Consider the following 21315-nt stretch of genomic DNA (forward strand, 5'->3'; position numbering starts at 1 on the left):
GAGTTTGCAAGGAATAACACAATGAGCGCAGTCATCGATCCCCACGGCCACGCCCCCGGCCACGGCGACCATGCCCACGACGATCACCACCACGGCGCGCCGACCGGCTGGCGCCGCTGGGTGTTCGCCACCAACCATAAGGACATCGGCACGCTGTATTTGCTGTTCTCCTTCACCATGCTGATGGTGGGCGGCATCCTCGCGCTGCTGATTCGTGCCGAGCTGTTCCAGCCCGGCCTGCAAGTCGTGAACCCGGAACTGTTCAACCAGTTCACCACCATGCACGGCCTGATCATGGTGTTCGGCGCGATCATGCCGGCCTTCGTGGGCTTCGCGAACTGGATGATTCCGATGCAGATCGGCGCCTCCGACATGGCCTTCGCGCGGATGAACAACTTCAGCTTCTGGCTGCTGATCCCCGCGGCCCTGATGCTGGTGGGCTCCTTCTTCATGCCGGGCGGCGCGCCCGCGGCCGGCTGGACGCTCTACGCGCCGCTGACGCTGCAGATGGGCCCCTCGATGGACGCCGGCATCTTCGCGATGCACATCATGGGCGCCTCGTCCATCATGGGCTCGATCAACATCATCGTCACCATCCTCAACATGCGCGCCCCCGGCATGACGCTGATGAAGATGCCGATGTTCTGCTGGACCTGGCTCATCACCGCCTACCTGCTGATCGCCGTGATGCCCGTGCTTGCCGGCGCCATCACGATGACGCTGACCGACCGCCACTTCGGCACCAGCTTCTTCAGCCCCGCCGGCGGCGGCGACCCGGTGATGTACCAGCACATCTTCTGGTTCTTCGGCCACCCCGAGGTCTACATCATGATCCTGCCGGCCTTCGGCATCATCAGCCAGATCGTGCCGGCCTTCTCGCGCAAGCGCCTGTTCGGCTACGCCTCGATGGTGTATGCGACCTCCTCGATCGCGATCCTGTCCTTCATCGTGTGGGCACACCACATGTTCACCACCGGCATGCCGTTGACCGGCCAGCTCTTCTTCATGTACGCGACCATGCTGATCGCAGTGCCGACGGCGGTGAAAATCTTCAACTGGATCGCCACCATGTGGCAGGGCTCGATGACCTTCGAGACCCCGATGCTCTTCGCGGTGGGCTTCATCTTCGTGTTCACCATGGGCGGCTTCACCGGCCTGATCCTGGCGATCGCGCCGATCGACACGCAGCTGCAGGACACCTACTACGTCGTCGCACACTTCCACTACGTGCTGGTGGCCGGCTCGCTCTACGCCATGTTCGCGGGCTACTACTACTGGGCGCCCAAGTGGACCGGCGTGATGTACAACGAGGCGCGCGGCAAGATCCACTTCTGGTGGTCGCTGATCTCCTTCAACATCACCTTCTTCCCGATGCACTTCCTGGGCCTGGCCGGCATGCCGCGCCGCTATGCCGACTACCCGATGCAGTTCGCCGATTTCAACGCCCTGGCCTCGGTCGGCGCCTTCGCCTTCGGTCTGGCACAGGTCTACTTCTTCTTCTTCATCGTGCTGCCCACGATGATGGGCAAGGGCGAGAAGGCTTCGCAGAAGCCCTGGGAAGCGGCCGAGGGCCTGGAGTGGGAAGTGCCGTCGCCGGCGCCCTTCCACACCTTCGAGACCCCGCCCAAGCTGGACGCCACCGCCACCAAAGTGATCGGCTGAGAGGATGCACGCGATGACGCCTGAACAGAAGAGGAACAACCGACGCATGGGGCTCACGCTGGCCTCCATCGCGGTGCTGTTCTTCATCGGCTTCGTCGTCCGAATGGTCTGGATCGGACACTGAGTCCGCGCACGGGGCGAAGCGAACATGGGCATCGGTCAACGCATCCGGCGCGAGAACGTCCGCATGGTGGGCAAGCTGGCCGTGGTCGCGGCCGGCATGTTCGCCTTCGGCTATGCGCTGGTGCCGCTGTACCGCGCCATCTGCGAGATGACCGGCATCAACATCCTGGCGCTTTCAGAGCTCGAGGTGCCGGGCGGCGCCAGCGGCGGCAAGAACGTCCGGCTGCCCGACAACACGCAGGTCGACACCAGCCGCACCATCACGGTCGAGTTCGACGCCAACGTGCGCGGCCTCTGGGACTTCAAGCCTGCGCAGCGCTCGATGCAGGTCCATCCGGGCCAGCTCAACACGGTGATGTACGAGTTCCAGAACGTGCAGAACCGCCGCATGGCCGCGCAAGCCATCCCGAGCTACGCGCCGCAGCAGGCCGCGCCGTACTTCAACAAGCTCGAGTGCTTCTGCTTCAACCAGTACACGCTCGATGCGGGCGAGAAGAAGCAGTGGCCGGTCGCCTTCGTGATCGATCCGAAGATCTCCAAGGACGTCAAGACGATCACGCTGTCGTACACCTTCTTCGAGGTCGGCGGCAAGACGCCACCGGCGCCCGTGGCCGCCAACACCGCCACGCCCGCGCCTGCCGCGGAGCCGCGCTCATGATCATGGCCGAGACGCCGCCCAAGAAAGGCTCCCTGTGGCGTACCGTCAAGGCGGTGGCCTGGGGCTTCTTCGGCGTGCGCAAGAACAGCGACTACCAGGAAGACATCGCCAAGCTCACGCCGCTGCACGTCGTGGCCGTGGGGCTGGTCGCCGCCGTGCTCTTCGTGGTCGGCCTGATCCTGCTGGTGAAGTTCGTCGTCGCGCCCTGACAGAGACAAGTGCCCCACAGATTTGAATCGAGAGAAGAGAACCAGGACCTGATATGAGTTCAAGCACCCACGGCACCACGCCCTACTACTTCGTGCCCTCGCCATCGCCGTACCCGGTCATGGCGTCGATCGGCCTGCTCTTCGTGATCTTCGGCGCTGCCCAATGGATCAACGGCCACCAGTGGGGCGCCTGGTCGCTGCTGGTGGGCATGGTGTGGTGGCTGGCCACGCTCTTCGTCTGGTTCCGCCGCGCCATCGGCGAGAGCGAGAGCGGCCAGTACGGCCACAAGGTGGACCTCTCCTTCCGTTGGAGCATGAGCTGGTTCATCTTCTCCGAGGTGATGTTCTTCGGTGCGTTCTTCACCGCGCTGTGGTGGGCCCGCACCCACGCGCTGCCCGCGCTCGGCAGTCTGGACAACGCCCTGCTGTGGCCCGACTTCAAGGCCGTGTGGCCGACCGTCGCGGCCGGCGTGACCGGTTCCCCGGCCGACATCGTCGAGCCCTTCCAGACCGTCGGACCCTTCTGGCTGCCGACCATCAACACCGCGCTGCTGTTGAGTTCGGGCGTCACGCTGACCATCGCCCACCACGCGCTGCGCGCCAACCACCGCGCCCAGGCGATCCGCTTCATGTGGCTCACCGTGGCGCTGGGCTTGACCTTCCTCAGCGTGCAGGGCTACGAGTACTACCACCTCTACACCGACCTGAACCTCAAGCTCAGCTCCGGCGCCTACGGCTCCACCTTCTTCATGCTGACCGGTTTCCACGGCCTGCACGTGTTCATCGGCATGTTGATGCTGCTGTTCATCACCCTGCGCCTGCGCAGCGGCCATTTCACGCCGGAGCGCCACTTCGGCTTCGAGGGCGCGGCCTGGTACTGGCACTTCGTCGACGTGGTGTGGCTCGGCCTGTACTTCCTGGTCTACTGGCTTTGAGCTTGCACGACGGCACAAAGAAAAAGCGCCGTAAGGCGCTTTTTTCATGGCGTCTGTGGAACGAGCACGACCTACTTGCCGACGGGCAGTCCGCCCGGCTGGATGTAGCCGAGCTTCCAGGCCAGCAGCAGGCACAGGAACAAAAGCACCGAGAGCCCGATCCGAACGGTGAGAGCGCGCGCCATCCCGCCGCTCTTGGCGCGGCCCTCGCGCCCATCCCTCAGCATGAAGAACAGCGCGACACCGAGGCTCGCCAGGATGCCGATGAAGGCCAGGGCGACAAGGTATTTCATGACTCCGATTATCGGCCGCAGCGGCCGGCCCATGGCGTGAACGATGGCTTGGCACCCGCCGCGCGGCGCGTGCGCGGCGGACGCTTCTGGCTGATCACCATGGCAGCGCTGGTCATGCTCGCAGCGACGATTTCGCTGGGGCGATGGCAGCTGTCGCGTGCCGCCCAGAAGGAGGCGCTGCAGGCCGAGATCGAGGCGCAGAAGACCCTGCCGCCGCTCGAGCAGGATGACTTCCTCGCGCTCGACCCGGCGACTTCCGCCATGCATCGGCCGGTGCGGCTGCACGGGCTCTGGCTGGCGCCGCACACGGTCTACCTGGACAACCGCCAGATGCATGGGCTGCCCGGCTTCTACGTGCTCACGCCCTTTGCCATCGAAGGCAGCAACCAGACCGTGCTGGTGCAGCGCGGCTGGGTGCAGCGCAATTTCACCGACCGCGCGCAGCTCGCCCCGGTCGAGACGCCGGGCGGCCTGGTCGAACTGGTCGCCCGGGTCGCACCGCCGCCTGCGCACCTGCTCGAACTGGGCAGGGAAAGCCCGCCGCCCGCCGCGGCGCCGGGGTCTTCGCCCATCCGGCAGAATCTCGATCTCGAAGCGTTCCGCGCCCAGACCGGGCTGCCCCTGCGGACCGATGTCTCGCTGCTGCAGACCGGCCCGGCGTCCGAGGGCTTGCAGCGCGACTGGCCGGTCCCGGCGCTGGGCATCGAGAAGCACTACGGCTATGCGTTCCAGTGGTTCGGGCTCGCCGCCCTCGTCGTCATCCTTTATGTCTGGTTTCAACTCATCGCCCCCTTCCGCAGCGCGCGGCGCCTCCGCCGTGGCTGACGAGCCGCTCGGGCTGACGGTGCATTCGATGCCCTCGCCGCGCCAGGCGCTCGATGGTGCCGAGGGCCGGCGCACCGTGCTCGGCCGCTGGAAGATGATCCTGGTCATGCTGTGCTGTGCGGCGCCCGTGATTGCCTCGTACTTCACCTACTACGTGATCCGGCCCGAGGGGCGGCGCGTCTACGGCGAGCTGATCGACCCGCAGCGCACCATGCCCGAGCTGATGGCAGCCACGCGTGAAGGCGCGCCGGTGCGCCTCTCCACGCTCAAGGGCCAGTGGCTGCTGGTCGCAGTGGCCGATGCCGGCTGCGATGCGCTGTGCGAGCAGCAGCTCTACCTGCAGCGCCAGCTGCGCGAGAGCCTGGGCCGCGAGAAGGATCGGCTCGACCGCGTCTGGCTGGTGAGCGACACGGCGCCTGTGCCCGCGCGCCTGAACACTGGCCTGCAAGGCGCGACCGTGCTGCGGGTGCCGCCGGCGCAGCTGGCGCAATGGCTGGCTCCCGAATCCGGCCATGCACTGGCGGAGCACTTCTATGTGGTCGATCCCATGGGCAACTGGATGATGCGCTTCCCCGCCCGCATGGACACCGCCGGCGCGGCCCGCGCCAAGCGCGACCTCGAGCGCCTCCTGCGCGCCTCGGCCTCCTGGGACGAGCCCGGCCGCTAGCAGCGGCACTCCGCACGGCATGGACACGAACTCGCTCTACGACCTGACCCCCATCGCCTGGCTGCTGGCGGTGGGGGTGCTGCTCGCCCTCGGGCCGCTGCTCTGGGTCTGGCGCCGCAGCGCCGGCCATGGCGCGGCCCGGCGCCTGCACGTACTGACCGTGCTCACGCTGTTCCTGACCTTCGATCTCACGCTGTTCGGCGCCTTCACGCGCCTGACGGATTCAGGCCTGGGCTGCCCCGACTGGCCCGGCTGCTACGGCAACGCGAGCCCCATCGGCGCGCGCCACGACATCGCGACGGCGCAGGCCGCGCAGCCCACCGGCCCGGTGACGCACAGCAAGGCCTGGGTGGAGATGGTGCATCGCTACCTGGCCACGGGCGTCGGCTTCCTGATCCTGGTGCTGGCGGTGTCCACCTGGGTGGCGCGGCGGAACCAGCGGCATGCGGAACATGCGCGCGAGAAGCCGCTGAGCGCCTGGTGGCCGGCTGCCACGCTGGTGTGGGTTTGCCTGCAAGGCGCCTTCGGTGCGCTGACCGTGACCTGGAAGCTGTACCCCGCCATCGTCACCCTGCACCTGCTGGGTGCCGTCGTGTTGCTGGCGCTGCTGTGCATCCAGGCCGTGCGCTACCGGCAGGCGGCGGCAGAGCGGCTGCCCACGGCCATCCCTTCGGCGCTGCGCACGCTGCTGATCGTGGTGACGGTCTTGCTGCTCTTGCAGATCGCACTCGGCGGCTGGGTCAGCACCAACTACGCGGTGCTCGCCTGCACCCAGTTCCCGACCTGCCAGGGCAGCTGGTGGCCGCCGATGAACTTTGCCCAGGGCTTCCACATCTGGCGCTCGCTGGGCGAGGGCGCGGGCGGCGCGCCCATCGACTTCACGGCGCTGACGGCCATCCACTACGTGCACCGCCTTATGGCTTACCTAGTCTTCGTCGCGATCGGCCTGCTCGTGTGGCAGCTGCGCCGCGTCGCACCGTTGCGCCCGCAGGCCCGATGGCTGGCGGGGCTGGCGCTGCTGCAACTGGCGACCGGCCTGGGCAATGCGCTGCTGGGCTGGCCGCTGGTGGCGGCCGTGCTCCATACCGGCGGCGCCGCGGCGCTCGCGGTGGTGCTGACCTGGACGCTGTGCGAAAGCCGGGGCGCGCGAAGCGCCGTGTCCGCCGCTGCGCAAGAGCGCCGCCGCGGGATGGAGGCTGCATGACCACGCCAGCCTCGGTCCACAGCCACAGCACCGCCAACGTGCTGCGCCAGTTCTACGCGCTGACCAAGCCGCGCGTGGTGCAGCTGATCGTGTTCTGCGCCCTCATCGGCATGGTGCTGGCCGTGCCCGGCCTGCCCAGCCTGGCCGCGCTGCAACGCATCGTGGTGGCCTGCATCGGCATCTGGCTGGTGGCCGGCGCCGCCGCGGCCTTCAACTGCCTGGTCGAGAAGGGCATCGACGCCAAGATGAAGCGCACCGCCTGGCGGCCCACCGCGCGCGGCGAGCTCAGCGACCGGCAAGCCCTGCTGTTCTCGGCGGGACTGTGCGCGGCCGGCTCGGCGCTGCTGTGGTTTACGGTGAATCCGCTCACCATGTGGCTCACTTTCGCGACCTTCGTCGGCTACGCCGTGATCTACACCGTGATCCTCAAGCCGCTGACGCCGCAGAACATCGTGATCGGCGGCGCCTCCGGTGCGATGCCGCCGGTGCTGGGCTGGGCCGCGATGACGGGCGATGTCGGGCCCGAGGCGCTGATCCTTTTCCTCATCATCTTCCTGTGGACGCCGCCGCATTTCTGGGCGCTCGCGCTTTATCGTGTGGAGGACTACCGCAAGGCGGGCCTGCCCATGCTGCCGGTGACGCACGGCAACGAGTTCACGCGGCTGCAGGTGCTGCTCTACACCTTCATCCTCTTCGCCGCCTGCCTCATGCCCTTCATCTACGGCATGAGCGGCTGGCTCTACCTGGCGGTCGCGGTGGCCGTGAGCATCGGCTTCACCGGCTATGCCTTCGCGCTGTGGCGCAAGTACTCGGATACGCTGGCGCGCAAGACCTTTCGCTTCTCGCTGATCCACCTGAGCGTGCTCTTTGCCGCGCTGCTGATCGACCACTACCTGCGATGAATGAACCCATGAACAAGCGGCACGCACTTCGACTGCTGGCCTGGACCGGGCTGGCGGCTGTCGCCGGCACGGGCCTCGCGGCCTGCACGGACAGGAAGCCCAGCTTCAATGCCGTGGACATCACCGGCGCCGACTATGCCAAGGGTTTTACCCTGGCCGATGCCGACGGCAGGCAGCGCACGCTGGCCGACTTCAAGGGCAAGGTCGTCGTGATGTTCTTCGGCTATGCGCAGTGCCCCGACGTCTGCCCGACCACCATGACCGAGATGGCGCAGGTGAAGCAGCAGCTGGGCAGCGACGGTGACAAGCTGCAGGTGCTCTTCGTCACCGTCGATCCGGAGCGCGACACGCCCACCGTGATGAAGGCCTACATGGGCGCCTTCGACCCGGCCTTCGTCGCGCTGATCCCGACGCCGGAGCAACTGCCCGCGCTGGCGAAGGACTACAAGGCCTACTACAAGAAGGTCGAGGGCAAGACGCCGACCAGCTATTCGATGGACCACTCGGCCGCCAGCTTCGTCTACGACACCGAAGGCCGGCTTCGGCTCTACGCCCGCTACGGCGCCGGCGTGCCGGCGATGGTGTCGGATCTCAGAGCCTTGCTGAAGTCCGACTGAAGCGCCGGCGCCGATGGCTCCCGTGAGCGTCGACCATCTGCGGCAGCGCAAGGGTGCCTTCCGCATCGCGCTGATACCCCCGGAAGTGCTGGAGGCGCTCAACGAGGGCCTGCTGGAGACCGTCAACCTCAACGAATTCATGGCGCTGGAGCTGCCGCGGCTGGCACGCAGCGTGGCGGGGCAGCTGGGTCTCGATCCGGAGAGCGAGCGGCTGGTCGACACCCTCGCCATGCTGTCCGCCTTCAAGCCCATGCAGCGCCACGGACATATCGCGCGGGCGCTTTACGACCTCACGGCGCTCCACGTCGAGCGCGACGCGGTGGCGCATCGCCTCGCCACGCATCCCAGCGACGTGGCGCGCAGCTGGGCCACGCAATGGGTCACGCTCTCGGGCCTGCCGCTGCCGGCGCAGCTGCAGGCGGTGCGTCGCTTTGCCGCCGACGCGCACTTCGGTGTGCGCGAGATGGCGTGGATGGCGGTGCGCGAGGCCATCATCGCCTCGCTCGACGAGGCCCTGGTACTGCTGGCGCCCTGGGCGGCGGACGCCGACCCGAACATCCGCCGCTTCGCCAGCGAGCTCACGCGGCCGCGCGGGGTCTGGTGCGCGCAGATCGAGCGGCTCAAGGCCGAGCCATGGCTGGGCCTGCCGCTGCTGGAACCCTTGCGGGCCGATCCCAGCCGCTATGTTCAGAACTCGGTCGCCAACTGGCTCAACGATGCCAGCCGGACGCAGCCCGAGTGGGTCGAGCAGACCTGCGCTCGCTGGCTCGACGAGGGCAGGGGCGTGCCGCAGACCGCGTACATCGTCCGGCGGGCGCTCCGGACACTGGACAAGCGCTGAGCCCAAAGAAAAAAGCCCGGACGACGCCGGGCTTCGATGGGGAGGAGACCGAGGCTCAGGCGAATTCCGCCAGCGCCTTCTTCATCTTCTTCATGGCCGCAACCTCGATCTGGCGGATGCGCTCGGCGCTCACGCCATAGACCGCGGCCAGCTCATGCAGCGTCATGCCGCCCGAGCCGTCGTCGTTGACCTTGAGCCAGCGCTCTTCGACGATGCGGCGGCTGCGGTCGTCCAGCGTCGCCAGGGCCGTGGAGATGCCATCGGTCGACAGGCGATCGCGCTGACGCGATTCGATCTGCGCGGTGGGCTCCTGCGAGGCGTCGGCCAGGTAGGCGATGGGGCCGAAGCCATCGTCGCCGTCGTCCGAGGGGCTGGGGTCGAGCAGCACGTCGCCGCCCGACATGCGCGTTTCCATCTCGAGCACTTCCTCGGGCTTCACGTTCAGCCGGGTCGCCACCTGGGAGACCTCGTTCGCGCTCAGCGTGTCGCGGTGCGTGTCGCCGTCGGCCGAGTCGGCCTTGAAGCCCTGCTTCATCGAGCGCAGGTTGAAGAACAGTTTGCGCTGGGCCTTGGTCGTCGCGACCTTGACCATGCGCCAGTTCTTCAGGATGTACTCGTGGATCTCGGCCTTGATCCAGTGCATGGCGTAGCTCACCAGCCGCACGCCCTGGTCGGGGTCGAAGCGCTTGACGGCCTTCATGAGGCCGACATTGCCTTCCTGGATCAGGTCGCCGTGCGGCAGCCCGTAACCCAGGTACTGGCGGGAAATCGAGATCACGAGGCGCAGGTGCGAGAGCACCAGCGCACCGGCGGCTTCCAGATCATTGGTGTCGCGCAGCCGGCGCGCGTAGCGCTGCTCTTCCTCCTGCGTCAGCAGGGGGAGGCGGTTGGCTGCGGAAATGTAGGCGTCCAGGTTACCCAGCGAGGGCACCATCGACCAGGGATTGGCGACGGCGAGCTGGTTGGCGGGGGCTCCGGACATTGCTGTCATTGGGCAAACTCCTTCGTTCAGAGGCATATTAGCACTCGGTTGGACGGAGTGCTAAGCTAAGGGTTCCCCCGGAGTTTCAATAGGGTTGATAGGCACAGCCTATCCCCGCGCCCTTTCCACGCAATAGGACGGCGCCGGGTCTGCGGCCCGGAAAGCAGCGGTTACCAGCGGATGCCCAGGCGCAGGAAAAGCCTGGACAGCACGAACAGCGGCCCGACCCACAGGTACTGGATGTCTTCGAAGAAGGAAGGTTTCTTGCCCTCGATCTTGTGGCCGACGAACTGGAAGATCCAGGCCACCACGAAGATGGTGGCGGAGATCGGGAGCACAAGGTCTCCCATCGCGTGCACGGCAGCCAGTGCCACGACGATGCAGACCCCCATCGCGATCAAGAAGCTCGCGGAGCGCAGCATCAGGTAATAGACCCCGCTGGCGGCCACGAAGGCGTAGGCCACCCACGGATGCAGGGCATACAGCAGGCCGACGATGCTCAGCATGATCGCCGGGATGGCGATCATGTGGATCGCCTCGTTGGTCGGGTTCTGGTGGCTCTCGCCGTAGTGGGCGAGCAGGCGGTCGACCTTGCGATCGGTGCCCGGCAGGGGCGTGGCGGCGCTGTGCATGGCTGTCTCCTGGCGGGCTCTGCGGCCCATGAAGATGATGCCAGAAGCACCGGCGCCGGCGCTATCCCATCAGGGCCTGGGCGAATTCCCGCGCCTTGAAGGTCTCCAGGTCTTCCAGCTTCTCGCCGACGCCGATGAAATACACCGGAATCGGCCGCTCGCGCGCGATCGCGCAGAGCACGCCGCCTTTGGCCGTGCCGTCCAGCTTGGTGATGACAAGGCCCGTCAGGCCCAGCGCCTCGTCGAAGGCCCTGACCTGTGCCAGGGCATTCTGGCCGGTGTTCCCATCGATGACCAGCAGCAGCTCGTGCGGCGCCGTGGCGTCGGCGCGCGTGACCACCCGCTTGATCTTCTTGAGTTCGTCCATCAGGTGCAGCTGAGTCGGCAGGCGACCGGCGGTGTCGACCAGCACCACATCCTTGCCGCGCGCCTTGCCGGCATTGACCGCGTCGAAGCTCACGGCCGCCGGGTCGCCGCCCTCCTGGCTCACGATCTCGACCGTGTTGCGGTCGGCCCAGACCAGCAGCTGCTCGCGCGCCGCGGCCCGGAAGGTGTCGGCCGCCGCCAGCAGGACCGAGGCGCCCTCGTTGGACAAGTGCTTGGTCAGCTTGCCGATCGAGGTGGTCTTGCCGGCGCCGTTGACGCCCGCCACCATGACCACGGTGGGCGTGTGCTTGCCGATCACCAGCTCCTTCTCGAGCGGCCGCAGCAGGTCCGCAATGGCGTCGGCCAGCAGCACCTTGACCTGCGAAGCCTCGGTCGCCATGTTGCTGCGCACGCGGCGGCGCAGGTCTTCCAGGAGGTATTCGGTGGCCTTGACGCCTGTGTCGGCCATCAGCAGGGCCTCTTCGAGCTCTTCGTAGAGGGTGTCGTCGATCTGGGCGTTGACGAAGGCGGCGGTGATGCTGTTGCCGGTCTTGCGCAGGCCTGTCTTGAGCTTGCCGAGCCAGCCGCCGCGCTCGGGAGGCGGGACTTCCACGGGCGCAGGCGGCGGCGGTGACGGTGGCACCGGCACCGCCACCGGCGTCTCGGCGGCGGGGACGAGGGACATCGACAGGGGGCTGCCGGCGCCGCAGGGCAGGAGCAGCCGCGGCGGCGTCGCTTCGGCCGTCTTGCCGCCGAACCAACTGGACGGCGAGAGCAGCGACCGGGCGGGCGCCGGCGGCTCCACGGGCGTCTCGGCCGGCGCGGCGGCCGGTGTGTCGCTGTCGGCTGGCGGCTTTTTCTTGAAGAAACTGAACATCGGGGGGTTTTTACAATCCGACCCATTCTATGAAACACCCCTCGCCACGCCGCGCTGCGTCTGGTGCGGTGCTGGCCTCGGTGCTGATGGCGCCCTGGGCCGGAGCCGCTCTGGCCCAGACACCTCCGCCGGACGCTCCCGCCGCCGCCGCTTCTGCGGCCGCCCAGCCGGTCCAGGCCCGTCAATTCACCCTCGCCAACGGCATGACGCTCATCGTCAAGCCCGACCGGCGCGCGCCGACGGCGGTTCAGATGCTCTGGGTGCGGGTCGGCTCCTTCGACGAGGTCGACGGCACCTCGGGCGTGGCGCATGTGCTCGAGCACATGATGTTCAAGGGCAGCAAGGCGCTGAAACCCGGGGAGTTCTCGCGCCGCGTCGCGGCGCTGGGCGGGCGCGAGAACGCCTTCACCACGCGCGACTACACCGGCTACTACCAGCAGATCCCGGCCGACAAGCTGGAGCAGGTGATGGTGCTGGAGTCCGACCGCTTCGCCAGCAACCAGTGGCCGGACGACGAATTCAAGCGCGAGATCGAAGTCGTCAAGGAAGAGCGCCGCCTGCGCACCGACGACCAGCCGCGCGCCCTGCTGGGCGAGCAGCAGAACGCCGCCATCTTCACCGCCTCGGCCTACCACCGTCCCATCGTCGGCTGGATGAGCGACCTCGACGCGATGACGCCGGCCGACGCGCGTGCCTTCTTCCAGCGCTGGTACGTGCCCGCCAACGCGGCGGTGGTGATCGCCGGCGACGTCGATGTGGAGCGCGTGCGCGCCCTGGCCGAGAAGTACTACGGCCGCATTCCCGCCCGTGCCGTGCCCGAGCGCAAGCCGCGCATCGAGCCGGCGCAGCGCGGCATCCGGCGCATCGAATTCAAGGCGCCGGCCGAGCAGGCCTACGTCTCGCTGGCATTCCGCTCGCCGCAGATCCCCGCGACCGACCAGTTCGACGGCGCGAGCGATGTCTATGCGCTCACGGTGCTGTCCGCCGTGCTCGACGGCTATCCCGGTGCGCGGCTCGACCGCGCGCTCACGCAGGGCCCGGGCCGCGTGGCCGACTCGGCCGGCGCGTATGCGGGCTTCGTCGGCCGCGGCCCGCAGCTTTTCGTACTGGATGGGGTGCCTGCCGCCGGCAAGACGCCGGAGGTGGTCGAGGCCGCGCTGCGCGAGCAGGTGGCGAAGATCGCCCGCGAGGGCATCGGCGCCGCCGAACTGGCCCGCGTCAAGACCCAATGGACGGCCAGCGAGACCTACAAGCTCGATTCGGTGATGGCCCAGGCACGCGAGCTCGGCAGCCACTGGATTCAGGGCCTGCCGCTCGACGCCAGCGCGCGCATCATCGCGCGCCTGCAGAAGGTGACGGCCGAAGAAGTGCAGGCGGTGGCCGCGAAGTACTTCGGCGACGACCAGCTGACGGCTGCCATCCTGCGGCCGCTGCCGCCCGACCCCCAACGCCGCGCGCGCGGCTTCGCGGCGCCTGCGGGCGACCTGCGTTGAAGACCGGGAGCGGCCCCACCATGCTGAGCTTCAAGAACACCCGAACCCTGCTGTGCCTCGCACTGGCGCTGGCCGGCGCTGCGGCGCAGGCGGCCGTGCCGATCGAGCACTGGACGCTGCCCAGCGGCGCCAAGATCTACCTGGCTTCCACCGACGCCTTGCCCATCGTCGACGTGCAGATCGATTTCGACGCCGGCAGCCGGCGCGATCCACCGGCGCGGTCTGGCCTGGCCGGCGTGACGGCCGGCATGGTCGAAAAAGGAATCCGCGCGAATGGGAGCGATCCAGCCATGGACCAGAACGCGTTGGGCGAAGCCTGGGCCGATCTGGGCGCCAACTTCGACGCCAGCGCCGGCGCCGACCGCATGAGCTTCTCGCTGCGCACGCTGTCCGAGCCGACGCTGTTGCACAAGGCGGTGCAGCTCGCGGCGCGCGAGATCGGCGAGCCGGCCTTCCCCGAGGACGTCTGGCAGCGCGAGCGCGAGCGCATCAACGCCTCGATCCGCGAATCCAACACCAAGCCCGCGACCCTGGCGGCGCGCACCTTCTCGCAGGACGTGTTCGGCGACCATCCCTACGGGCAGGATACGACCGAGGCCACCCTGGCGCGCATCGACACCGCCGCGATGCGGCAGCGCTACGAGCAGCTGATCCTGCCTTGCCGCGCCAAGCTCAGCATCGTCGGCGCGGTCACGCGCGTGCAGGCGGAAACCATCGCGAACACGCTGCTGTCGCGCCTGCCTTCACCGGCGGGCGGCTGCGCCGCGCTGCCGCCGGTGCCCGATGTCGTTCCCCTTACCGCGCCCAAGGACGAGCGCCTGCCTTTCGATTCGGCGCAGGCCCATGTCTGGATCGGCCAGCCCGGCTACCCGCGTAGCGATCCGGATCATTTCGCCCTCACCCTCGGCAACTACATCCTGGGCGGCGGCGGCTTCGTCTCGCGCCTGACCGAGCAGGTGCGCGAGAAGCGCGGCCTGGCCTACAGCGTCTACAGCAGCTTCTCGCCGGGCCTGCACGCGGGCTCCTTCCGCATCGGGTTCCAGACCCGGCCCGACCAGGCGGCCGAGGCGGTGAAGGTCTCGCGCGAGGTGCTCGCCAGCTTCGTCGCCGAAGGGCCCACCGAGGCCGAGCTCAAGGCCGCCAAGGACAACCTGATCGGCGGCTTTCCGCTCCTGCTCGACAGCAATCGCAAGCTGCTCGGCAACGTGTCGAACATCGCGTGGAACGACCTGCCGCTCGACTACCTCGAGACCTGGACCGCGCGCATGAACGCGGTCACGGCGGCGGACGTCAAGGCCGCCTTCGCGCGCAAGCTGCAGCCCGCTCGCATGGTGACGGTGGTCGTCGGCGGCAAGCCCTAAGACTGCGCATCGCCGCTTGGCTACCATCCTCGCCTTACAGCGCAACACGAGGAGCGACAAGATGGCGATGGATGTGGTGGACTACGAGATCCGCGGCGCCGAGATGCAGTTCGTCGAAGTCGAACTGGACCCCGGCGAGGCGGCCATCGGCGAGGCCGGCAGCCTGATGTTCATGGACGGCGGCATCGCCATGGACACGGTGTTCGGCGACGGCTCGGCGCAGCAGGGCGGTGGCCTGTTCGGCAAGCTGCTGGGCGCGGGCAAGCGGCTGGTCACGGGCGAATCGCTCTTCACCACCGTCTACACCAACAACGCGCAGGACAAGCGCCGCGTGGCCTTCGCCGCGCCCTATCCCGGCAAGATCCTGCCGATGGACCTGAAAGCGCTGGGCGGCACGCTGATCTGCCAGAAGGATGCGTTTCTCTGCGCCGCGCGCGGCGTGAGCCTGGGCATCGCCTTCCAGCGCAAGCTCTCGGTCGGCTTCTTCGGCGGCGAGGGCTTCATCATGCAGAAGCTCGACGGCGACGGCCTGGCCTTCGTGCACGCCGGCGGCACGGTGGTCGAGCGCGAGCTGGCGCCGGGCCAGATGCTGATGGTGGACACCGGCTGCGTGGTGGCCTTCACCCCGAACGTCAATTTCGAGATCGAGTACGTCGGCAAGATCAAGACCGCCCTGTTCGGCGGCGAGGGCCTGTTCTTCGCCAAGCTCGGCGGCCCCGGCACCGTCTGGCTGCAGAGCCTGCCCTTCTCGCGCCTCGCCTCGCGCGTGTTCGCGGCGGCACCGCAACGCGGCGGTTCGCGCGAAGAGGGCTCGGTGCTGGGCGGCTTCGGTGCCGGCGGGCTGCTGGGCGGCGTTCTCGGCGGCGACGATGAATAAGCGGGCACCGGCGCGCAGCAGTGCGAAGGCGGCACCGAGGCCAGCCGAGGCGCGCCGCAACGAGGTCCGCATCATCGGCGGCCAATGGAAGCGCACTCGCCTCGCCGTGGCCGACAAGCCCGGCTTGCGCCCCACGCCCGACCGCGTGCGCGAGACGCTGTTCAACTGGCTCGCCAGTCTGGCGGGGGTCAGTGGCGGGGAGTTGCTGGACTGGCACTGCATCGATGCCTTCGCGGGCACCGGGGCGCTCGGCTTCGAGGCGGCCTCGCGCGGCGCGGCCTCCGTGCTGCTGTGCGAGCAGGACGCGGCGCTGGTCGCGCAACTGCAGGCGTTGAAGACAAAGCTGGAGGCGGCCGCGGTGCGCATCGAACGCGGCAATGGCGTCACCGCCCTCGAACGTGCGGCGGCGGGCAGCCTGCATGCCGTGTTCCTCGACCCACCATTCGAGAACACGGCCCTCTACGAGCCCGCCCTGCGCGCCGCGGCGCGCGCGCTACGGCCCGAGGGGGTGGTCTACCTCGAAGCGGCGCGCCGGTGGGCCGACGAGGAACTGGCCGCCCTCGGGCTCGGCGTGTTCCGATATCTCAAGGCCGGCGCGGTCCATGCACATCTCTTGATACTTGCGACTGACAGCACTGCATAATCCGGCCGAAGCAGGCCGCACCAGGAGGAAGCAACCATGTCCAGCAATGTGATCGCGGTGTACCCCGGCACTTTCGACCCCATGACGCTCGGCCACGAAGACGTGGTGCGACGAGCGACCCAGCTGTTCTCGAAGGTCATCGTGGCGGTGGCCGCGGGCCATCACAAGAAGGCGATGTTCACGCTGCAGGAGCGCATGGACATGGCGCGCAAGGCGGTGGCGCCTTTCAGCGATCAGGTCACGGTGGAGAGCTTTTCGGGCCTGTTGCGCGACTTCGTCGTGGCGCGCGGCGGCAAGGCCATGGTGCGCGGCCTTCGCGCCGTGACCGACTTCGACTACGAGTTCCAGCTCGCCGGCATGAACCGCTCGCTGATGCCCGAGGTCGAGACCGTGTTCCTCACGCCCAGCGACAAATACCAGTTCATCTCCAGCACCTTCGTGCGCGAGATCGCAGTGCTCGGCGGCGAGGTCGACAAGTTCGTTTCGCGCAACGTGCAGGACAGCCTCATGGCCAAGGTACGCAGTCTGGGCCGCGAATGAGCCCGGGGCCGCGCCTGCACGCTTTGGGCGACGCGGCATTGCTGTGCGAGCTGCCGGCGCCCGCGACGCTGGCGCAGCAGCAGCAGATCTGGGCACTGACGAACGAGGCCCTGCAGTGGCGCGGCGTGCGCGAGGTGCTGCCGGGCATGAACAACCTGAGCCTGCTCTTCGATCCCGAAGAGGTCGATGCGGCCGAGCTCGAGATGCAGGTGTTGTCGGCCTGGCCGCAGCTCGCGGGCATGGCGATCGAAGGGCGCGAGATCCGCATCCCGGTCGCCTATGGCGGCGAGGCCGGCCCCGACCTGGCCGAGGTGGCGGCCCACACCGGGCTCGCGCCGGCCGAGGTGGTGCGGCGCCACAGCGAGGCCGAGTACGTGGTCTATCTGCTGGGCTTCCTGCCGGGCTTCGGCTTCCTGGGCGGGCTGCCGCCGGAACTGGCGACGCCACGGCGTGCCGAACCCCGGGTCGCGGTGCCGGCCCGTTCGGTCGGCATCGGCGGTGCGCAGACCGGCATCTATCCGCTGGTCTCGCCGGGCGGCTGGCAGCTGATCGGCCGCACGCCGCTCGAGCTCTTCGATCCGCGCGCCGCCGAGCCCACCCTGCTGCGTCCGGGCGACCGCGTGCGCTTCGTCGTCGAAAGCGCCGAGCTGTGAGGGCGGAGGGCGCTCTCACGGTCTTGCGTCCCGGCTTGCTGGCTTCCGTGCAGGACCTGGGCCGTTACGGGCACCGGCAGCAAGGCATCTGTCCGGGCGGTGCGCTCGACGCACTCGGGCTCACGCTGGCGAATCGGCTGGTGGGCAACTGCGACAACGCGGCCGGGCTCGAGCTCACCCTGGGCGGGTGCGAGATCCGCTTCGAGGCACCCACCCGCATCGCGCTGACCGGCGATGACTTCGGCGCGCGGCTCGATGGTGCGCCGCTGTGGCCCTGCTGGAGCGTTCCGGTGCAGCCGGGCCAGGTGCTGCGGCTCGGACCTGCGAACGAATGGAGCGCGAAGGCGGGCCTGCGCAGTTGGCTCGCCGTTGCCGGCGGCATCGACGTGCCGCCGGTCATCGGCTCGCGCAGCACCGATCTCAAGGCCGGCTTCGGCGGCCACCTGGGGCGCGCGCTCAAGAAGGGGGATCGCCTCCCCTTGGGCGTGCCGAGCCTCGATGCGGTGCGCCTGGCGCGGCGTGCCTTCGGCCTGCGTGCGCCCGACTGGGAGCAGGACAAGGACGGCGCCGCCGTCCTGCGCGTCATGCCCGGCCCCGAGTTCGAGCAGTTCACGCTCGCCGCGCGTGAACAGCTGTGGGGCGCAGCCTGGCGCATCACGCCGCAGAGCAATCGCATGGGCATTCGCCTCGAGGGCCCCGAACTCAAGCGCAAGCGCAATGCCGACATGCTGTCCTCGGCCGTGATCCCCGGCACGATCCAGGTGCCGCCCTCGGGGCAGCCGATCATCCTGATGGGCGATGCCCAGACCACCGGCGGCTATCCGCGCATCGGCGTGGTGATCCGCGCCGATCTCTGGAAGCTCGCGCGGGCGCCGCTCAACGGCCGCCTGCGCCTTGCGGAAGTCGATGCCGCGGCCGCCCTGCAGGCCTGGGCCGAGCAGCGGCGCTACCTCGCGCAGCTCGGGCAATCCCTGGCGGCTGCGGGCTGGCCGCTGCCGGCGCACAATCCGGCCGAAGGAGAAAGCCACCATGCGGATTGACCTCAACGCCGACCTCGGCGAAGGCTGCGACAACGACGAGGCGCTGCTCAAGCTCGTGAGCTCGGCCAACATCGCCTGCGGCTGGCATGCGGGCGATGCGAAGACCATGCGCCAGTGCGTGCGCTGGGCCCTCGACAACGGCGTCGCGATCGGCGCGCATCCCAGCTTTCCGGACCGCGAGAACTTCGGCCGCAGCGAGATGCAGCTGCCGCCCGAGGAGGTCGTTGCGGGCGTGCTCTACCAGGTCGGCGCGCTCGCCGCCATCGTCAAGGCCGAGGGCGGCACGCTGGCGCATGTCAAGCCGCACGGCGCGCTCTACAACCAGGCGGTGAAGGAACCGGCGCTGGCCGAGGCCCTGTGCGAGGCCGTGCGGCGCTTCGACCCCGGCCTGCGCTTCTTCGGCCTCGCCGGCAGCGGGATGATCGGCGCCGCCGAACGCGCGGGCCTGAAGCCGGTCGAGGAGGTGTTCGCCGACCGCGGCTACATGCCCGACGGCAGCCTGGTGCCGCGCAGCCGGCCCGGCGCCCTGATCGAGGACGAAGAGCAGTCGCTGGCGCAGACGTTGTCGCTGGTGCGCGATCACCGCGTGACCGCGATCGATGGCACGGTGGTGAAAGTCAACGCGCAGACCGTCTGCCTGCATGGAGACGGCGCGCATGCTCTGGCCTTTGCGCGCCGCATCCGCGAGCGCCTCGAGAGCGAAGGCATCACGGTCGCCGCGACGGCCTGAGCACGCTTCGTCGTGAACGTGCTGCTGACGGGCTTCGAGCCCTTCGACAAGGAAGCGCTCAATCCCTCATGGGAGGCAGTGAGCGCGCTCGAAGGCTGGCGCTGCGAAGGCGCCGCGGTGCATGCACGCCGCATCCCCTGCGTCTTCGGCGCCGCGCTGCGCGAGCTCGATGCGGCCATCGACGAGCTGCAACCGCAGCTGGTCATCGGCATCGGCCAGGCCGGCGGGCGCAGCGAGATCACGCCGGAGCGCGTGGCGATCAACGTCGATGACGGCCGCATCTGCGACAACGCGGGCTGCCAGCCCATCGACGTGCCGGTGGTCGCTGGCGCGCCGGCGGCTTATTTCTCCACGCTGCCGATCAAGGCCATGGTGCGCGACCTGCGAGCGAGCGGCATTCCTGCCGCGGTGTCGAACAGCGCCGGCACCTTCGTGTGCAACCATCTCTTCTTCGGCCTCATGCACCGAATCGTGACGCGGCCGGTGGCAGCGGGCGTGCGCGGCGGGTTCATTCACATTCCCTACCTGCCCGAGCAGGCGGCGCGCTTTCCCGGGGTGCCGAGCATGGCGCTCGACACAGTGATCGCCGCGCTGCGCATCGCAGTGGCCACGGCGCTCGTGGTGCGCGAGGATGTGCGCGAGACCGGCGGCCAGTTGAGCTAACGCGACTGCAGGTGCCGCTGCAGCCACGGCATCAGCGCGGCGTTGACCTCTGCGGGCTTCTCCATGGTCAGCATGTGGCCGCAGGTCTGGATCCACACCAGCTCGGCCTGCGGCACCAGTTCTGCGATCTCCTGCGAGCATTCGGGCGGCGTCAGGCGATCGCCGTCGCCGCAGATCACGAGCACCGGGCAGCGCAGCGACGCGAGCGACGGACGCTGGTCGGGCCGCTCCATCAGCGCGCGGTTCTGCCTGATGAGCTGCTGCGCGCCCGCATCGAGCACCAGCTCCACGTAGCGCTGCACCAGTGCCGCATCGCCCGCCTGTTCGGGATGGAAGGCGAAGCCCGCATTGAACTGGATCACGTCGCGCGCCTCGCCGTGCTCGAAGAGCTCGATCGCCGAGGTGCGCAGCTCGTACATCTCGGGCGTCTCGGGCCGCGGGTTGGTGCCCAGCAGCGCGAGGCCCGCGATGCGCTCGGGCGCCTGGCGCGCGGCCTCCATCGCGATCATGCCGCCCATCGAGGCGCCGCAGAGGATCAGCGGGCCCTCATGCTCGCTCAGCACGGCCGCGGCCATGGCCTCGATGCGCTCGTGGCGCATGTGGGCGTCGCTCACGCGGACGTCGATGCCGGAGGGCAGGGCGGGCAACTGGGCTTCCCAGAGGCGCTCGTCGCAGGCGAGGCCGGGCAACAGGACAAGACGGGGCATGGGCCGATTCTCCGCGATCAGCGCGCCGCCGCCCCGATGCCGCTGCCCTGACATGTATTGCGAGGACAATAGCCTCACTCCATGTCCACCGAACTCATCCTGATCCGCCACGGCGAAACCGACTGGAATCGCGAGCTGCGCTTCCAGGGCCACATCGACGTTCCCCTCAACGACACCGGCCACGAGCAGGCACGCCGGCTCGGTCTGCGACTCGCGCGCGAATCGGTCCAGCACCTCGTCAGCAGCGACCTCATGCGCGCGCAGCAGACGGCCGCGCCGGCCGCACAGCAGCTCGGGCTCGAGATCGTCGGCTCGGTGGCGCTGCGCGAGCAGAACTTCGGCATCGTCGAAGGCATGAATGCCGACGAGATCCAGCGCCTGCACCCGCGCGCCTGGGAAGACTGGCTCAAGTTCAACGAGGACCATCGCATGCCCGAGGGCGAGTCGCCGCGCGAGTTTCATGCACGCGTCATCGAAGCGCTGGGCCGCATCGCGGCCGCGCACCAGCAGCAGACCGTGATGGTGGTGACGCACGGGGGCGTGCTCGACATGGTCTGGCGCACGGTGAAGGGCCTCGGCCTCAACGGACCGCGCCAGAGCGCGATTCCCAATGCAGGCTTCAACCGCATCCGCATCGCCGACGCCGCGAGGCCTGCGCAGATCGAGATCGTCGACTGGGCCGACACGGCGCACCTCGACGGCCTGCCGGCCCAGCCCAGCTACGACCAGGGGCGGCACCTGCGCAAGTCATGAGCCGCCGGGCCGCTCCCAAGGCGAATAGCACCGTAGCCGAAGGCGAAGGTACTCCAGTGAGC

The 21315-nt window shown here is 68.6% G+C and carries 26 protein-coding genes; 21 read left to right on the plus strand and 5 right to left on the minus strand.

Annotation, left to right across the window (positions count from 1 at the left end; all coding sequences use genetic code 11):
* Window positions 1-21: 21 nt before the first annotated feature.
* From ctaD to GXN78_RS19095, 5 genes are read left to right on the plus strand one after another with little or no spacing between them, the layout of a single operon-like run.
* Window positions 22-1662 carry a cytochrome c oxidase subunit I gene (gene ctaD, locus GXN78_RS19080; RefSeq protein WP_106557490.1) on the plus strand — a complete coding sequence of 547 codons (1641 nt, stop codon included), beginning with the start codon at window positions 22-24 and terminating at the stop codon, window positions 1660-1662.
* A gap of 13 nt (window positions 1663-1675) precedes the next feature.
* Window positions 1676-1786: a cytochrome oxidase small assembly protein gene (locus tag GXN78_RS41330; RefSeq protein ID WP_219910073.1), complete on the plus strand. Its 111-nt coding sequence runs from the start codon at window positions 1676-1678 to the stop codon at window positions 1784-1786.
* Window positions 1787-1810: 24 nt separating this feature from the next.
* Window positions 1811-2443, plus strand: a complete 633-nt coding sequence (locus GXN78_RS19085; RefSeq protein WP_106557489.1) for a cytochrome c oxidase assembly protein — start codon at window positions 1811-1813, stop codon at window positions 2441-2443.
* Window positions 2440-2652: a DUF2970 domain-containing protein gene (locus GXN78_RS19090; RefSeq protein ID WP_106557488.1), complete on the plus strand. Its 213-nt coding sequence runs from the start codon at window positions 2440-2442 to the stop codon at window positions 2650-2652. The genes GXN78_RS19085 and GXN78_RS19090 overlap by 4 nt, the downstream gene beginning before the upstream one ends.
* Before the next feature lie 53 nt (window positions 2653-2705).
* On the plus strand, window positions 2706-3587 hold the full coding sequence (locus GXN78_RS19095) for a cytochrome c oxidase subunit 3 (RefSeq protein ID WP_106557487.1): 882 nt from the start codon (window positions 2706-2708) through the stop codon (window positions 3585-3587).
* Between the two features lie 71 nt (window positions 3588-3658).
* On the opposite strand, the gene GXN78_RS19100 is transcribed toward GXN78_RS19095, so the two are convergent.
* Window positions 3659-3880 carry a twin transmembrane helix small protein gene (locus GXN78_RS19100; protein ID WP_181360567.1) on the minus strand — a complete coding sequence of 74 codons (222 nt, stop codon included), beginning with the start codon at window positions 3878-3880 and terminating at the stop codon, window positions 3659-3661.
* Between the two features lie 99 nt (window positions 3881-3979).
* On the opposite strand from GXN78_RS19100, the gene GXN78_RS19105 reads away from it, so the two are divergent.
* From GXN78_RS19105 to GXN78_RS19130, 6 genes are read left to right on the plus strand one after another with little or no spacing between them, the layout of a single operon-like run.
* Window positions 3980-4705, plus strand: a complete 726-nt coding sequence (locus GXN78_RS19105) for an SURF1 family protein (RefSeq protein ID WP_106557544.1) — start codon at window positions 3980-3982, stop codon at window positions 4703-4705.
* The gene (locus GXN78_RS19110) at window positions 4647-5372 is read left to right on the plus strand and encodes a hypothetical protein (RefSeq protein WP_106557486.1); all 726 of its coding nucleotides are present in this window, start codon (window positions 4647-4649) and stop codon (window positions 5370-5372) included. The genes GXN78_RS19105 and GXN78_RS19110 overlap by 59 nt, the downstream gene beginning before the upstream one ends.
* 19 nt (window positions 5373-5391) lie before the next feature.
* A complete protein-coding gene (locus GXN78_RS19115) occupies window positions 5392-6576 on the plus strand; it encodes a COX15/CtaA family protein (RefSeq protein WP_106557485.1) in 1185 nt (394 codons plus the stop codon).
* Window positions 6573-7478, plus strand: a complete 906-nt coding sequence (cyoE, locus tag GXN78_RS19120; protein ID WP_106557484.1) for a heme o synthase — start codon at window positions 6573-6575, stop codon at window positions 7476-7478. Before GXN78_RS19115 ends, cyoE begins: the two co-directional genes overlap by 4 nt.
* 8 nt (window positions 7479-7486) lie before the next feature.
* Entirely contained in the window at window positions 7487-8095 is a 609-nt protein-coding gene (locus tag GXN78_RS19125) for an SCO family protein (RefSeq protein ID WP_181360566.1), read from the plus strand.
* A gap of 13 nt (window positions 8096-8108) precedes the next feature.
* Window positions 8109-8936 (plus strand): DNA alkylation repair protein, encoded by an 828-nt coding sequence (locus tag GXN78_RS19130; protein WP_106557482.1) that lies wholly within the window; start codon window positions 8109-8111, stop codon window positions 8934-8936.
* 55 nt (window positions 8937-8991) lie between these two features.
* Here the strand turns inward: GXN78_RS19130 and rpoH are convergent, their stop codons facing one another.
* From rpoH to ftsY, 3 genes are all read right to left on the minus strand, one after another.
* Window positions 8992-9927 carry an RNA polymerase sigma factor RpoH gene (gene rpoH, locus GXN78_RS19135; RefSeq protein WP_106557481.1) on the minus strand — a complete coding sequence of 312 codons (936 nt, stop codon included), beginning with the start codon at window positions 9925-9927 and terminating at the stop codon, window positions 8992-8994.
* Window positions 9928-10088: 161 nt separating this feature from the next.
* On the minus strand, window positions 10089-10550 hold the full coding sequence (locus tag GXN78_RS19140) for an Mpo1-like protein (RefSeq protein WP_106557480.1): 462 nt from the start codon (window positions 10548-10550) through the stop codon (window positions 10089-10091).
* Between the two features lie 61 nt (window positions 10551-10611).
* A complete protein-coding gene (ftsY, locus tag GXN78_RS19145) occupies window positions 10612-11793 on the minus strand; it encodes a signal recognition particle-docking protein FtsY (protein ID WP_164255542.1) in 1182 nt (393 codons plus the stop codon).
* 29 nt (window positions 11794-11822) lie between these two features.
* On the opposite strand from ftsY, the gene GXN78_RS19150 reads away from it, so the two are divergent.
* From GXN78_RS19150 to pcp, 9 genes are all read left to right on the plus strand, one after another.
* Window positions 11823-13286: a pitrilysin family protein gene (locus GXN78_RS19150; protein ID WP_106557478.1), complete on the plus strand. Its 1464-nt coding sequence runs from the start codon at window positions 11823-11825 to the stop codon at window positions 13284-13286.
* Window positions 13287-13306: 20 nt separating this feature from the next.
* Window positions 13307-14647 carry a pitrilysin family protein gene (locus tag GXN78_RS19155; protein WP_106557477.1) on the plus strand — a complete coding sequence of 447 codons (1341 nt, stop codon included), beginning with the start codon at window positions 13307-13309 and terminating at the stop codon, window positions 14645-14647.
* Between the two features lie 61 nt (window positions 14648-14708).
* On the plus strand, window positions 14709-15524 hold the full coding sequence (locus GXN78_RS19160; protein ID WP_106557476.1) for a TIGR00266 family protein: 816 nt from the start codon (window positions 14709-14711) through the stop codon (window positions 15522-15524).
* On the plus strand, window positions 15517-16167 hold the full coding sequence (locus GXN78_RS19165; protein WP_106557543.1) for an RsmD family RNA methyltransferase: 651 nt from the start codon (window positions 15517-15519) through the stop codon (window positions 16165-16167). The genes GXN78_RS19160 and GXN78_RS19165 overlap by 8 nt, the downstream gene beginning before the upstream one ends.
* 36 nt (window positions 16168-16203) lie before the next feature.
* Complete coding sequence (gene coaD, locus GXN78_RS19170) at window positions 16204-16707, plus strand: pantetheine-phosphate adenylyltransferase (RefSeq protein ID WP_106557475.1); 504 nt, start codon at window positions 16204-16206, stop codon at window positions 16705-16707.
* A complete protein-coding gene (gene pxpB, locus GXN78_RS19175; RefSeq protein ID WP_106557474.1) occupies window positions 16704-17360 on the plus strand; it encodes a 5-oxoprolinase subunit PxpB in 657 nt (218 codons plus the stop codon). The genes coaD and pxpB overlap by 4 nt, the downstream gene beginning before the upstream one ends.
* Window positions 17361-17395: 35 nt before the next feature.
* Window positions 17396-18400, plus strand: a complete 1005-nt coding sequence (locus tag GXN78_RS19180; RefSeq protein ID WP_239142768.1) for a biotin-dependent carboxyltransferase family protein — start codon at window positions 17396-17398, stop codon at window positions 18398-18400.
* A complete protein-coding gene (gene pxpA / locus GXN78_RS19185) occupies window positions 18390-19130 on the plus strand; it encodes a 5-oxoprolinase subunit PxpA (RefSeq protein WP_106557472.1) in 741 nt (246 codons plus the stop codon). The genes GXN78_RS19180 and pxpA overlap by 11 nt, the downstream gene beginning before the upstream one ends.
* A gap of 12 nt (window positions 19131-19142) precedes the next feature.
* Window positions 19143-19793, plus strand: coding sequence for a pyroglutamyl-peptidase I (pcp, locus tag GXN78_RS19190; RefSeq protein WP_239142769.1), 651 nt, complete (start codon window positions 19143-19145; stop codon window positions 19791-19793).
* On the opposite strand, the gene GXN78_RS19195 is transcribed toward pcp, so the two are convergent.
* On the minus strand, window positions 19790-20500 hold the full coding sequence (locus tag GXN78_RS19195) for an alpha/beta fold hydrolase (protein WP_181360565.1): 711 nt from the start codon (window positions 20498-20500) through the stop codon (window positions 19790-19792). The genes pcp and GXN78_RS19195 overlap by 4 nt on opposite strands.
* A gap of 81 nt (window positions 20501-20581) precedes the next feature.
* On the opposite strand from GXN78_RS19195, the gene GXN78_RS19200 reads away from it, so the two are divergent.
* Window positions 20582-21253: a histidine phosphatase family protein gene (locus tag GXN78_RS19200; RefSeq protein ID WP_106557471.1), complete on the plus strand. Its 672-nt coding sequence runs from the start codon at window positions 20582-20584 to the stop codon at window positions 21251-21253.
* Window positions 21254-21315 lie beyond the last annotated feature (62 nt).

This window comes from Variovorax sp. WS11 (genome assembly GCF_010499245.1).
In the GTDB taxonomy this organism is placed as follows: Bacteria; Pseudomonadota; Gammaproteobacteria; order Burkholderiales; family Burkholderiaceae_C; genus Variovorax.